Source organism: Metasolibacillus meyeri (assembly GCF_003049505.1).
Lineage (GTDB): Bacteria > Bacillota > Bacilli > Bacillales_A > Planococcaceae > Metasolibacillus > Metasolibacillus meyeri.
Map to the genome: position 1 here is coordinate 72,714 of NZ_PYWN01000006.1, position 13,315 is coordinate 86,028.

A 13,315-nucleotide genomic window follows, 5' to 3' on the forward strand; every position below is an offset into this window, starting at 1 on the left:
ACTCTTTATAGAGCGTTGCATCGCTTTTCTTATGCTAATTTATATTCATAGGCTAACTCATCAAGCTGCTCATTCACACTGACATGCAAATTATGCTCATTGAAAAACCACTCATCACTGCGCTCGATATAAAAATGAACGTCATCTACGACTGTTTCCACACCGACTTCATGTGGCAATTCACGATTCATGCCAAGTGAAAAGCCTTCATGGAAAGGGGAAGACCCGCCATATCTTGCATAAAACCGCACATAATCACCGTGCTGTACTTCCATTTCCTTATGAAACCAATCTAATGCTGCATCAGTCAAAACAATTTTCATAAAGCCATCTCCCACCATACATTAATACTTCCATTTTAACGGATTTTATAGAAGAGGAACAGCAAATTGCTTGCTATTAGAAGAAGGGGAGGTGCTCTAATCTTTTCAGACAAGCTCCTAAAAATCTGGACACAATTACGACTAGGCGCAATTGATTTGAGCGAATGTGTTTGCCTTGCGGGCGAATTTCGCTTTTTAACGGGCGAAAATGGTTATCTTGCGGGCAAATATAGCTATCTTACGGGCGAATCGTTACTTTTGAACTAGAAAATTCGCAAACACAAGCTTCATTGCCCCTTCTATTTTTCGTTATTCAACTTTCTAGACAAAAAGAGCCGTCTCAAAATGACTTTTCAGACGGCTCCTTGCAAGTTTAAATCCATTTCACTTTTGGTTCTGTGCCTGCTTTAATTCGTTTAATATTTTCTCTGTGACGATAAACGATAAACGTAAATAAAATGGCAATTAAAATAAATAAGGCGAAATCACCTGTTAATACGAGATGAATTATGCTATAAATAAGGGCGATGAGTGCAACGATCATAGATGTTAGGCTGACCATTTTTGTTAACTTTAATGTGATGAAAAAGGCAACAAAAAGCAGTAAAAATAGCGGCCATGCATAGCCTAGCACGACACCAGCAGAAGTGGCTACCGCCTTGCCTCCTCGGAAGCTAGCGAAAATAGGGAATATATGCCCTAATACAGCGACAACGCCTAAAATTAATGTATGAATTTGTACATCCTCGAAAAATGGCAATAACGGTAGTAAAACAGCGGCAGTTCCTTTCAAAACGTCCATAATCGTAACGATGAGCCCCGCTTTTTTACCAAGAACACGAAATGTGTTCGTTGCACCTAAATTTCCGCTTCCTTGCTTTCGAATATCCGTATGATAAAAAAGCTTACCAATCCATAATGCTGAAGGGATGGAGCCGATTAAATAAGCACAAATGAGTATAATCGCAATGGACATATATGTGCTCCTTTCAAAAATTAATAGTTGGTACTAATATGTTGTAATAATAATTATACACCGATTGCCTATTGATTGGATAGTAGAATGATATTTTTTTTTGTTTTTGCAGGAAGATGTATGTTATAACGGGAATAGTAGTAAAGCATTCATTGAAAAATGGATGGCTTCAATGGTACAATGACTATCTATGTGGAGGTTTAGTTTATTGACAGCTAAGCTTATTCTTTGTACGATAAAAGAACAGAACGTTTGTTTGTTTTAATTAATTAGGGGGTATTTCTTTGGTAAAGGAACAACCAATCGCATACAATGATGATGCGATTCAAGTGTTAGAAGGCTTAGAGGCCGTTCGTAAAAGACCAGGTATGTATATCGGTTCGACAGACGGGCGTGGGCTTCATCACTTAGTTTATGAAATAGTGGATAATGCGGTAGACGAAGCGCTTGCTGGCTTTGGTACACATATTATTGTCAAAATACATGAAGATAACAGCATTAGCGTGCGTGACTTTGGGCGAGGAATGCCTACAGGGATGCATAAAATGGGGAAACCGACACCCGAAATCATTTTCACTGTTTTACATGCTGGCGGAAAATTTGGCCAAGGCGGCTATAAAACGAGTGGTGGTCTACACGGTGTAGGTTCATCTGTTGTCAACGCTTTAAGTAGCTTTTTAGAAGTATCTATTCATCGTGATGGACAAGTTTATCGTCAACGCTTTGAAAATGGTGGCAAGCCTGCGACATCGCTTGACATGATCGGAAAAACAAAGGAAACAGGGACACTCGTTCATTTTTTACCAGATGCAACGATTTTTTCTGTGACGAAATTTAATTATGATACATTAGCTGAACGTTTGCGTGAATCTGCCTTTTTATTAAAAGGGTTAAAAATTGAATTAATCGATGAACGTGCAGAAGGTGCGCACGAAGTATTTTATTATGAAAATGGCATTGAAGCATTCGTTACTTATTTAAATGAAGAAAAGGATGTTTTACACCCTGTTAAATATGTAGAAGGAATGCAGCAAGAAATTGAAGTTGAGTTTGCCTTCCAATTTAATGATGGCTACTCGGAAACGATGCTGTCGTTCGTCAATAATGTGCGTACACGCGATGGTGGAACGCATGAAACAGGTGCAAAGGCAGCGATGACACGCGTCTTTAATGATTATGCGCGAAAAATTGGTTTGCTAAAGGAAAAAGAGAAAAACTTAGAGGGCTCAGATGTGCGAGAAGGCTTAACTGCAATTGTGTCGGTTCGTATTCCTGAGCATTTACTACAATTTGAAGGACAAACAAAGGGCAAGCTTGGGACAAGTGAAGCACGTTCAGCCGTCGATGCGGTCGTATCGGAGCAACTATTATATGTACTAGAGGAAAACGCAGAATTATCTGCCTCGCTTGTGCGTAAAGCGATTCGTGCACAGCAAGTGCGTGAGGCCGCAAGAAAAGCACGTGAGGATGCGCGAAATGGCAAGAAGAGCAAAAAAAGCAGCACCTTGTTATCTGGTAAATTAACGCCTGCCCAATCACGCAATGCAGCAAAAAATGAGCTTTACCTAGTCGAAGGTGACTCAGCGGGCGGATCTGCTAAGCAAGGGCGTGACCGCTCCTTCCAAGCGATTTTACCATTACGTGGGAAAGTAATTAATACTGAAAAAGCAAAGCTACAGGATATTATGAAAAACGAGGAAATCGCAACAATTATTCATGCGATTGGCGGGGGTGTTGGTTCGGATTTCTCTGTAGAGGACACAGCCTACGATAAAGTTGTCATTATGACAGATGCCGATACGGATGGGGCACATATTCAAGTTTTGTTATTAACATTTTTCTATCGCTATATGAAACCGCTTGTCGAAGCAGGCAAAGTATATATTGCCTTGCCACCACTTTATAAAGTATCGAAGGGCGCAGGCAAAAAAGAAGTGCTCGAATATGCTTGGACGGAAAACGAATTGGATGCGGCCATTAAAAAAATAGGGAAAGGCTATGTCATTCAGCGTTATAAAGGGTTAGGTGAGATGAACGCGGATCAGCTTTGGGATACGACGATGAACCCAGAGACGCGCACATTAATTCGCGTAACAATTGAAGACGGCGCACGTGCAGAACGACGTGTGACGACATTAATGGGTGATAAAGTAGAACCTCGTCGTAAGTGGATTGAGACACATGTCGACTTCGGAATGGAGGATGAGGTCAATATTTTAGAAAATGAATTCATCCATCATGAGGGGGACTAAAGAATGACAACGGAAAAATTTCAAGATTTACCTTTAGAAGAAGTAATGGGGGACCGCTTTGGTCGCTATTCCAAATATATTATTCAAGACCGCGCATTACCCGATGCACGTGACGGTCTAAAGCCTGTGCAGCGTCGTATTTTATACGCGATGTTTAATGAGGGCAATACGCATGATAAACCATTCCGAAAATCAGCGAAAACAGTCGGTAACGTTATCGGTAACTTCCATCCACATGGTGATTCCTCTGTTTATGAGGCAATGGTGCGCATGAGCCAAGATTGGAAAGCGCGCCATATGCTTATTGAAATGCATGGCAATAACGGCTCGGTGGACGGTGATCCACCAGCCGCAATGCGTTATACAGAGGCGCGTTTATCACAGGTGGCAGCGGAGATGCTGCGTGATATCGGCAAGCGCACAGTTGATTTTGTACCGAACTTTGATGATCAAGATATGGAGCCAACTGTTTTACCAGCGCGCTTCCCGAATCTGCTTGTCAACGGTTCGACGGGGATTTCCGCAGGCTATGCGACAGATATTCCACCACATAATTTACAAGAAGCACTCGATGCGGTATTGATGCGCTTAGAGAATCCTGGATGTACAGTCGATGAATTAATGACGGTCATCAAAGGGCCTGATTTCCCAACAGGTGGTATTATTCAAGGTATAGATGGCATTAAAAAGGCCTATGAAACAGGCAAAGGAAAAATTATTATTCGTGCAACTGCTGAGATTGAAGCAATTAAAGGCAATAAAGAGCAAATTGTCATTACAGAGCTACCATATGATGTCAACAAAGCGAATTTAATAAAAAAAATTGATGAACAGCGTGCTGATAAACGTTTAGAAGGCATCGCTGACGTTCGTGATGAATCGGATCGCAATGGTCTACGCATCGTGATTGAGATGAAAAAAGACATACAAGCACAAGGGATTTTAAATTATTTATTAAAATCAACGGATTTGCAAATTACCTATAGCTTCAATATGATTGCTATCTACAATCGTCGACCAACATTGATGACATTACCAATGATGCTTGATGCTTATATCGCGCACCAAAAGGAAGTCGTGCGTAAGCGTACAGTCTTTGATTTAACAAAGGCGAAGGATCGATTACATATTGTAGAAGGATTAATGAAGGCATTATCTATTTTAGATGAGGTGATTCAAACAATCCGCTCTTCTAGCGATAAGCGCGATGCGAAAAATAATTTACAACAAAAGTTCAGCTTTACAGAAGTGCAATCAGAAGCGATTGTTAGCCTACAATTATACCGTTTAACAAATACGGATATTACGGAATTGCGCGCAGAAGAAGAAGAGCTCACACAATTAATCGAAAAATTAACAAGCATTTTAAACGATGAGAAAAAGCTAGCGCGTGTCATTAAGCAGGAGCTACTAGATGTACGCAAGCGCTTCGCAGAGCCACGCCGTTCTGTTATTCAAGCGGAAATTGAGGAAATTAAGCTAACGCTTGATGTGCTCGTACCGAGTGAGGAAGTCGTTGTGACGGTGACGAAGGATGGCTATGTCAAACGGACAAGCCTTCGCTCTCATAGCGCATCAAATGGTCAAGATTTCGCCATGAAGGAATCAGATTATTTATTATATGAAGAAACGTTAAATACGCAGCATTATTTATTATTGTTTACGAATAAAGGCAATTATATTTATCAGCCTGTGCATGAGCTACCAGATATTCGCTGGAAGGATCTCGGTCAGCATATTTCCAGTATTGTTCCACTCGACGCAGAGGAATTTATTATCAAAGTGCTTGGCATTGATTCATTTGAAAAAGAGGGAACGTATATCTTTACTGCAACGAAGGATGGGCAAATTAAACGTTCGTCACTAGCAGATTACGTTGTCACACGTTATTCGAAGCCTGTGAAGACGATGAATGTCAAAGCTGATGATGAAATGATTTATGCGTCGCTGTTAACACCTGAGCAAGAAATTTTATTAACGAGCAACACTAGCTATACAATTCGCTTTGCGGCAGAAGAATTACCTGTTACGGGTGTGAAAACAGGTGGTGTGAAGGGAATTGTACTAAAAGATGGTGAATACTTGGCAGCAGCTAATTTAATCACGCCAGATAGCAATCAGGAGCTTGTCGTTGTGACACAACGAGGGGCAGTCAAACGGATGGTTTTATCAGAAATTGAATTAGGCAATCGCGCAAAACGCGGCGTTGTTATTTTAAAAGAGCTAAAAGCAAATCCACACCGTATTTATGCGGTATTGCTTGCAACAGCACACGACAATGTATTGTTGGAAACCGAGCGGGGCGTTCAAGAGACGATTCAAGTATTAAACTTATCGCGTGCTGATCGTTATTCAAATGGTTCATTAAAAATTGATACAGCAGCAGATGGTGCATTAATAAGAGCTATGATTTTATCGAGAGAGAACTAATCATAAAGCAGTGAAACAGGGCGTGTCCGATTTTCGGATGCGCTCTATTTTTATTGGTTGAGCGAATTTGGTACTTCTTTCAAGAAAACGGACACGACAATTTTTGCTAACGCCCTTTGGTTGCTCTGCTCTTTCATGGGGTTTTAAGGGAGCCAGCTGTCTCTCATATTGGTTCAGCGACAGCTAGCTAAGCTAGAGTGCCTTTATAAAAGTACACAATCCCCAGCTGTTTTCCCTCTTGAATGGTGTAGCTTTATCCTGTATTAATAGGCTGTGAAGTTTTTAGCTTGTGTTCCTTTATTACCAATAAGTTCTATAAATTTCTAAGATAAGAAGATTTTTGTTGGATATTTATGTTACTATTGTGAAGTAATGTACTTAGACTAAGTGGAAGTGACTTGTCTTAGGAGAGGAGATAAAAAGATGATTGAATTACGAAAAATAGACGGGGATAACATAGATGAGGTAATAGCGCTTGATGTTGAAGAAAACCAGAAAGACTTTATATTAGAAACTACTAACCTTAGGTGCTTCGCAGACGGCCATATGTTGAATACAGATGGAATACCAGCTGCTCCATTAGCTATTTATGCGAATAATACGATGATTGGATTTGTGATGTATATTTATGATACGACGGATCATGAATCATTTCAAAATGAAGTTTATTACGGAGAGAAGACCTATTTTATTTGGCATTTTATGATTGATAAGAGTTATCAAGGGAAAGGATATGGCAAGCTTGCCTTTGAAAAAGTGTTGGCGGATATTAAAACTATGCCATATGGGGAAGCACAACATGTAGACCTCTTTTATCATAAAAATAATAGCGTAGCTAAAGAATTATACGCTTCATTTGGTTTTGTAGAGTCAGGCATCATTCAGGATAATTCGATGCATGCGATTAAAAAACTAGATGGGAAAATAACAGCATCCTTAGTAGGGTAGTATCTCTCAGAAAGAAATGTAGGCTGCCCCATAATAAACACAAATATCCAGAAGTTTTGTTAACTCTGTCCTAGCAAAAATATAATATTTATCCCGCATTCAGGCGCGATTGTTTTAGCATTACTAGGTAGAAAATGATCAAACTTTATTATAAAAATCGCATAGTATTTCACAAAGAATGAACCCGTTTTGATTAATCATTTTTCAAAACGGGTTTTTATCATTTAACTTAACATATGGATTTTGAGGATATTGTAGATCAAACTTTATTCCAAACTAACAAATGGTCGTGATTGGCTGACGGCGAATACACACTTTTTTGATGGTTTACGAGCACTAATGGAGTCTCCATATGTGGAATAGTGGATTCAACGATTTCAAATTTCCGTGACATCTCACGAATTTTTACGCCTTCTTCTAAAATCATTTTCACAATATAGTCCTTTGTTTCTTGCAGTAATCTTCTTCTTGTTTGCTTTTCCATTTTCGATATGTCCTTTTTAGTAACTTCATCATAAGTTTTTCTTAAGTTCTTATACTAAAAACTAGGCATTTTGCGGGCGAATACAACGCTTAATTAAGCGAAAATAGACAAATCCACATCTTTTCTGCCTCTTTCATCATATTGACAATTACCTGAGATTACTATATCATTCAATTTATTTCGGAGTTCGTTATATCATAGAAAGGGAGAATCTCAATGTGGAAAAATAAAAATGTATGGATTGTGCTGATCGGGGAGTTTGTTGTCGGCTTAGGCCTTTGGGCAGGCATCATCGGCAACTTAGCATTTATGCAGGAAACCGTACCATCCGACTTCCATAAGTCGCTCATTTTAGCGATTGGGTTGCTTGCAGGTGTCGCAGCTGGCCCATTAGCAGGACGCCTAATTGATTCATCAAGTAAAAAGAAAGTATTGATTGTCGCAAGTGCAGGGCGGGTGGTAGCGGTTGCCTTTATGTTTATTGCACTTGCCACAAACTCAGTGCTGTGGATGCTATGCTTTTTAGTAAGCTTGCAATTAGCAGCGGCATTTTATATGCCTGCACTACAGGCAGTCATTCCGATGATTGTGAAGGATCGCGACTTAATTACATTGAATGGCTGGCATATGAATGCACGCACCATTTCACGTATTATAGGTACAGCGGCAGCTGGCTTACTATTAAGCTACTTTGATGTGAAATGGCTTTATATTGCATCGATGGTTATGTATATTGTGATGTTAGGCATTACCTTTACGTTCAATTTACAGGAGCAAAAAAGTGCTGCACAGGCAAAAGACAAGAGCAAAGGTAGCTTTAAGGAAGTATATCCGATGCTAAAGGCGCATCCTGTTGTGCTCATGACACTTGTCCTTATGGTCATTCCGATTTTATTTTTAGGCTCGTTTAATTTAGTCATTATGAAAATTACCGAAATCCATCAATCGCAAAGCTTATCAGGGATGATTTATGCAGTGGAAGGAACCGCCTTTATGCTTGGTGCTGTATTTATTAAATATTTGACGAAAGTGATGAAAACAGGCACAATTTTATTTATGTCTGTATTTATTATCGGCTTGATGGAGCTGATGCTCTTTTTAGCGGATATCAAATTATTTGCCTTGTTAACATTTGCATTATTCGGCTTTACAGTAGGTTGCTTCTTCCCAACAACAATGACCATTTTCCAACGCCAAGTGCCAAAGGAATATCACGGACGCTTTTTCTCGTTCCGTAATATGATTGATCAAGTGCTGTTCCAAGTGGTGTTGCTATCGACAGGAGCATTGCTTGATTTAATCGGCTTGCAATGGATGGGCGTCACGTTCGGTGTGTTCAGCTTGCTACTAAGCGCTTATTTCTTAATGATCATTCGTCGTCAAAAGCTTGAGATGGCGATGTAGGAGGGCATTCTATCATGGCAGTAGAAAATCGCAGGAAGGGGATTACGCTCGTTCTTCTTGCTGCCCTATTTTGGGGCATCTCTGGAACGGTATCGCAATATTTATTCCAAACATTGCATATGAGCACAGAATGGGTGACAACGGTGCGCTTATTAAGTGGAGGGCTTATTTTGTTAGCCGTTGCCTACCGTCAGCAAGGTCCTCGTATCTTTCATATTTGGCGACAAAAAGCAGATATTTTTGCATTATTGATTTTCGGTGTAATTGCCATGATTGGTGTGCAATATACATACTTAGCTGCTATCAATTACGGAAATGCCGCAACAGCGACAGTGCTACAATATTTAGGGCCAGCGATTGTAACAGCTTATTTTATCTTTTTAGCAAAACGTCTACCAACTATGAAAGAGCTTTTAGCTGTAGGATTTGCTCTGTTTGGAACATTTTTACTCGTAACACATGGTAATATCAATTCTTTATCAATCTCCAAAGAGGCATTTGTTTGGGGAATTTTATCGGCATTTGGTTTAGCTTTCTATACAATCCAACCCATTTCCTTATTGCGGCGCTGGGGCTCCATTTTAGTCGTCGGCTGGGGCATGTTCATAGGGGGCATCGCATTCAGCTTTGTCCATGCACCGTGGCGATTTGAAGGAGAATGGCATATTTCAGCACCATTTGCGTTAGCATTTGTCATTTTATTCGGCACAGTATTTGCCTTTTACAGCTATTTAGAAAGCTTAAAATACTTAACACCAACCGAAACGAGCTTACTTGCCTGTGCGGAACCATTATCTGCTGCAGTCACCTCCGTGCTATTTTTAGGTGTTGCATTCGGCTGGATCGATTGGCTTGGTACATTTTTCATTTTAGCAACGATTGGCATTTTGGCGATACAGAAGAGGGAACGGAATACTACTTAGCAAGGAAGAAGACTTGTCAAAGCAGGTCTACTTTTTTGCAGAAAATTGGACTTGTATTCTAAAATATAATAAGAATGACTAGTATTTATTTGGAGAATGGAGGTACGTAGATGTCTGAACCGAAAATGAAAGCAAACGACAATAGCGTAATTGAATTTATTGAAAGTGTGGAAAATGACAAGAAGAAAGCAGATGCCTATCGGTTATTAGAAATTTTCACAGAGGTAACAGGTTATGACGCAAAAATGTGGGGGCCAAGTATTATAGGCTTTGGTAGCTATCACTATAAGTATGCATCAGGACGTGAGGGGGATGCACCTTTAGTAGGTTTTTCACCAAGAAAGGCGAAGATTAGTCTTTATTTGTCCTATGAAAGTGAAGAAAGAGAAAAATTATTAGAAAGCTTTGGCAAACACACGACGAGTAAGGCTTGTATTTACGTGAATAAATTAGCTGATATCAATACCAATATTTTAAAGGATTTAATTAAACATACAGTAGAAACCTATCAGAATCTTTATCCGAACGAATAAAATGATGTAATTGCTTATTTCCTCACGGTGAGTAACTTACATCAAATATGGTCTTTTAATAAAGTTTTTACTTATCCCACAATCGGGCGCATTTGTTGAGTAACACAGGTAGAAAATGATCAAACCTTTTTATAATAACCAAACTTAAAACTGCTAAAGAAGAATCCGTTTTAATCAATCTTTTTTCAAAATGGATTCTTCTTACACTGAACCAATGGATATCTCAGATTTTAAAAAGGTTCCCCTCACAGGCTCGAAAAAATCTCGGCGCAATGACATTGAGGTGCCATTGATTATCACTTTCTACTTCTTTTTATTCTTGAAAATGCTTCTTATACTTTTTATACGTTTGATCAATCGTTTCCTGCTTCGTCTTTGTTTTACGTTCATGTGTAGAGAAGGGGGCTGTACCACGCTGTTTTGTAACATCTGTACCACTTGCGCGTTGTTTTGCCAAACGCTTCTTCTTTGCTTGTGATTGTGTCATCATATCACCTCTTTTACTAGCTGATTGCGATGCTTTTCACTCATCGCGAAGTAAGGGAAGTTGTCTTCGTCAATACGTGCTAATACGTCATGAAAGGTTTGATATGCAAGCTCGTATTGTTGCTGTGTAATGATATGCTTTTCAAGCGCCCATGCCAATTCATCTTGATCCTTTTGAATGACTTCGCCCGTTGGTAGTACGACAATATCTAAAAACAAATCATCCATATAGGGCATACCATGTTCAACACCGTTCTCATAAGTAATATCAATATACCACTGAATGACTTCTCCATCTTGATCAAACATCGTTGTCACAGCGAAATGCTCATGGAAGGGGAGTTGCTGTAGCCAAGAATAGCGCTTATCCACTATGCAAAGCTCTTTATCGCCATATTTTTTAATTAGTGGCTCTGTCACTTCATGCATCTGAATAAGCGCAATATAGCCCGTAAAATCATCCTCAATCTGTAATTCTCGATAATCGCTCCGAACAACTCGCGTCCAATTATTTCTTTGCAAATAGCGTCTTTTCATCCATTACACCACCTTTCAAGAAAAATTTTACAATAGAAAGAAATTAAAAACAACAAAAGCCATACGGAATCTTCCGCATAGCTTTCGTTTGTTGTTAGTGAGAAACATCCTGTACAGAAATACCCGTATTCGCTTTTACGTCTACTTCGCGGTACTTCGCTTCGTCTGCTTTTTCCTTCGATAATAATGTACCAATCCAGCCACCGATGAAGCCTAGTGGAACAGAGACTAATGCAGGATTTGATAGCATGAATAATGGCTCACCTACAAAAATAGCTTTGCCTTCTGGGCCCCATACGTTTGGTGATACAGCTACTAGGATTAATGCTGAAATTAAACCTGTTAACATCGCTGTTACAGCACCTGTCGTATTAAAGCGTTTCCAATAAATCGTGTAAATAATTACTGGTAAGTTAGCTGAGGCTGCAATACAGAACGCTAATGATACTAAGAACGCTACGTTCAATGTTTGCGCGCCTAATGCTAAAACAATCGAAATAACTGAAATAGTAATCGAACCGATACGAGCGGCTAATACTTGCTCTTTTTCCGTTACTTTGCCTTTTTTAATAATTTGACCATAAATATCATGTGATAGGGCAGAGGCACCTGAAAGTACTAAACCTGCTACTACCGCTAAAATTGTTGCGAACGCTACTGCGCAGACGAATGAGAATAAAATGTCGCCACCTAGTGCTTCCGCAAGAAGTGGGGCAGCCATATTTCCTGCTGCATTTGCTTCTACAATTTTCTCTTTACCTACAAATGCCGCTGCACCGAAGCCTAAGAAAATTGTTAAAATATAGAATAAACCAACAATCCAAGTTGCCCAAATAACGGAAGAACGAGCTGTTTGTGCATCTTTTACCGTGAAGAAGCGCATTAAAATATGCGGTAATCCAGCAGTACCTAATACTAATGCAATCAGCATCGAAATTGTATCAAGACCATCTGTATAGCGTAAGCCTGGGTTTAAATATGCTTCGCCATGTTCTGTAACCGTTGTCATTTGTGTGAACATGTTAGCGATACTGAAATCAAACTTCGCTAAAACTAAGAAAGAAATAATAACTGTACCTAACATTAATAAACAAGCTTTAATAATTTGTACCCAGCTCGTTGCTGTCATACCGCCGAATAGTACATAAACTGTCATCATAATACCTACTAAAAGAACAGCCATCCAATATTCGATACCAAGTAATAATTGAATAAGTGCACCAGCACCAACAAGCTGTGCAATCATGTAAAATAACACAATGGTAATCGTGCTTAATGCAGCTGTACCACGCACTTTTGCTTTATCAAAGCGAGCTGTAATCATGTCTGCTAATGTGAAGCGACCCAAGTTACGTAAAGGCTCTGCTACGATATAAAGTACCACTAAGTAAGCAACTAAATAACCTAAAGAGAAGAAGAAGCCATCGAATCCAAATAGAGCAACCGCACCTGCAATCCCTAAGAATGATGCTGCTGATAAATAGTCACCAGCAATAGCTAGTCCATTTTGCCAGCCTGTTAAGCCTCCACCGGCCGTATAGAAATCACTTGCTGAAGAAGTGCGTTTTGATGCCCACCAAGTAATAACTAATGTTAAACCTACGATGGATACGAAGAAAAATATCGCCGTTAAGCTCATACTTTCCATCAGCGTTGCCCCCTTTCATATTCCTCAATAATGGCCTTCGCTTCTTTATCATACTTGCCAGCTTTCGATACATAAAGGTGTGCTAAGCTCCAAGTCATAATAAAAAGGCCTGCGGAATAAATCCAAACCCATGTAATGTCGCCAATTGCTTTGGCATGTAAGATTTTTGTGTAAGAAGTGAGCACTGGTAACGTCATGTACGCAATTAAGAAAATAGCTGTCAATGTCCATAAGAATGAGTTCTTTTTCTTTACTAATTGTTTGAAAGAGTCAAGTTGCGCAATTTTGTCATAGTCAATATGCCTTTGTTGATTTCCCATAAATCTTATCCCCCCATTTTGTCTAAAATTACTGCTTTTTGTATGTAAATT

General features: G+C 39.5%; 13 protein-coding genes. 6 read left to right on the plus strand and 7 right to left on the minus strand.

The features are described from left to right. Positions 1–29: 29 nt before the first annotated feature. Positions 30–323 carry a HesB/YadR/YfhF family protein gene (locus C9J34_RS01105; protein ID WP_107838032.1) on the minus strand — a complete coding sequence of 98 codons (294 nt, stop codon included), beginning with the start codon at positions 321–323 and terminating at the stop codon, positions 30–32. 373 nt (positions 324–696) lie between these two features. Next, positions 697–1,299, minus strand: a complete 603-nt coding sequence (gene plsY / locus C9J34_RS01115) for a glycerol-3-phosphate 1-O-acyltransferase PlsY (RefSeq protein WP_107838009.1) — start codon at positions 1,297–1,299, stop codon at positions 697–699. A gap of 284 nt (positions 1,300–1,583) precedes the next feature. On the opposite strand from plsY, the gene parE reads away from it, so the two are divergent. The 3 genes from parE (at position 1,584) to C9J34_RS01130 (ending at position 6,929) form a co-directional block, all read left to right on the plus strand. After that, the gene (parE, locus tag C9J34_RS01120) at positions 1,584–3,551 is read left to right on the plus strand and encodes a DNA topoisomerase IV subunit B (protein ID WP_107838010.1); all 1,968 of its coding nucleotides are present in this window, start codon (positions 1,584–1,586) and stop codon (positions 3,549–3,551) included. Positions 3,552–3,554: 3 nt separating this feature from the next. After that, a complete protein-coding gene (gene parC, locus C9J34_RS01125) occupies positions 3,555–5,981 on the plus strand; it encodes a DNA topoisomerase IV subunit A (RefSeq protein ID WP_107838011.1) in 2,427 nt (808 codons plus the stop codon). Between the two features lie 423 nt (positions 5,982–6,404). Continuing rightward, positions 6,405–6,929 carry a GNAT family N-acetyltransferase gene (locus tag C9J34_RS01130; RefSeq protein WP_107838012.1) on the plus strand — a complete coding sequence of 175 codons (525 nt, stop codon included), beginning with the start codon at positions 6,405–6,407 and terminating at the stop codon, positions 6,927–6,929. A gap of 259 nt (positions 6,930–7,188) precedes the next feature. Here C9J34_RS01130 and C9J34_RS01135 read toward each other — a convergent pair whose 3' ends face one another. Continuing rightward, a complete protein-coding gene (locus C9J34_RS01135) occupies positions 7,189–7,413 on the minus strand; it encodes a hypothetical protein (protein ID WP_107838013.1) in 225 nt (74 codons plus the stop codon). A 216-nt stretch (positions 7,414–7,629) separates the two neighbouring features. Between C9J34_RS01135 and C9J34_RS01140 the strand changes: the two genes are divergently transcribed. From C9J34_RS01140 to C9J34_RS01150, 3 genes are all read left to right on the plus strand, one after another. Then, entirely contained in the window at positions 7,630–8,817 is a 1,188-nt protein-coding gene (locus C9J34_RS01140) for an MFS transporter (RefSeq protein WP_107838014.1), read from the plus strand. A gap of 14 nt (positions 8,818–8,831) precedes the next feature. Beyond that, positions 8,832–9,740 carry a DMT family transporter gene (locus tag C9J34_RS01145; RefSeq protein WP_107838015.1) on the plus strand — a complete coding sequence of 303 codons (909 nt, stop codon included), beginning with the start codon at positions 8,832–8,834 and terminating at the stop codon, positions 9,738–9,740. 110 nt (positions 9,741–9,850) lie between these two features. Further along, a complete protein-coding gene (locus C9J34_RS01150; protein WP_107838016.1) occupies positions 9,851–10,273 on the plus strand; it encodes a DUF1801 domain-containing protein in 423 nt (140 codons plus the stop codon). 313 nt (positions 10,274–10,586) lie between these two features. On the opposite strand, the gene C9J34_RS21755 is transcribed toward C9J34_RS01150, so the two are convergent. From C9J34_RS21755 to C9J34_RS01165, 4 genes are all read right to left on the minus strand, one after another. Beyond that, positions 10,587–10,760, minus strand: coding sequence for a hypothetical protein (locus C9J34_RS21755; RefSeq protein WP_193768846.1), 174 nt, complete (start codon positions 10,758–10,760; stop codon positions 10,587–10,589). Further along, positions 10,760–11,296 carry a ribonuclease FAU-1 family protein gene (locus C9J34_RS01155; RefSeq protein ID WP_107838017.1) on the minus strand — a complete coding sequence of 179 codons (537 nt, stop codon included), beginning with the start codon at positions 11,294–11,296 and terminating at the stop codon, positions 10,760–10,762. Before C9J34_RS01155 ends, C9J34_RS21755 begins: the two co-directional genes overlap by 1 nt. Before the next feature lie 94 nt (positions 11,297–11,390). Beyond that, positions 11,391–12,935, minus strand: coding sequence for a solute symporter family protein (locus tag C9J34_RS01160; RefSeq protein ID WP_107838033.1), 1,545 nt, complete (start codon positions 12,933–12,935; stop codon positions 11,391–11,393). A gap of 8 nt (positions 12,936–12,943) precedes the next feature. Continuing rightward, a complete protein-coding gene (locus C9J34_RS01165; RefSeq protein WP_107838018.1) occupies positions 12,944–13,264 on the minus strand; it encodes a DUF485 domain-containing protein in 321 nt (106 codons plus the stop codon). Positions 13,265–13,315 lie beyond the last annotated feature (51 nt).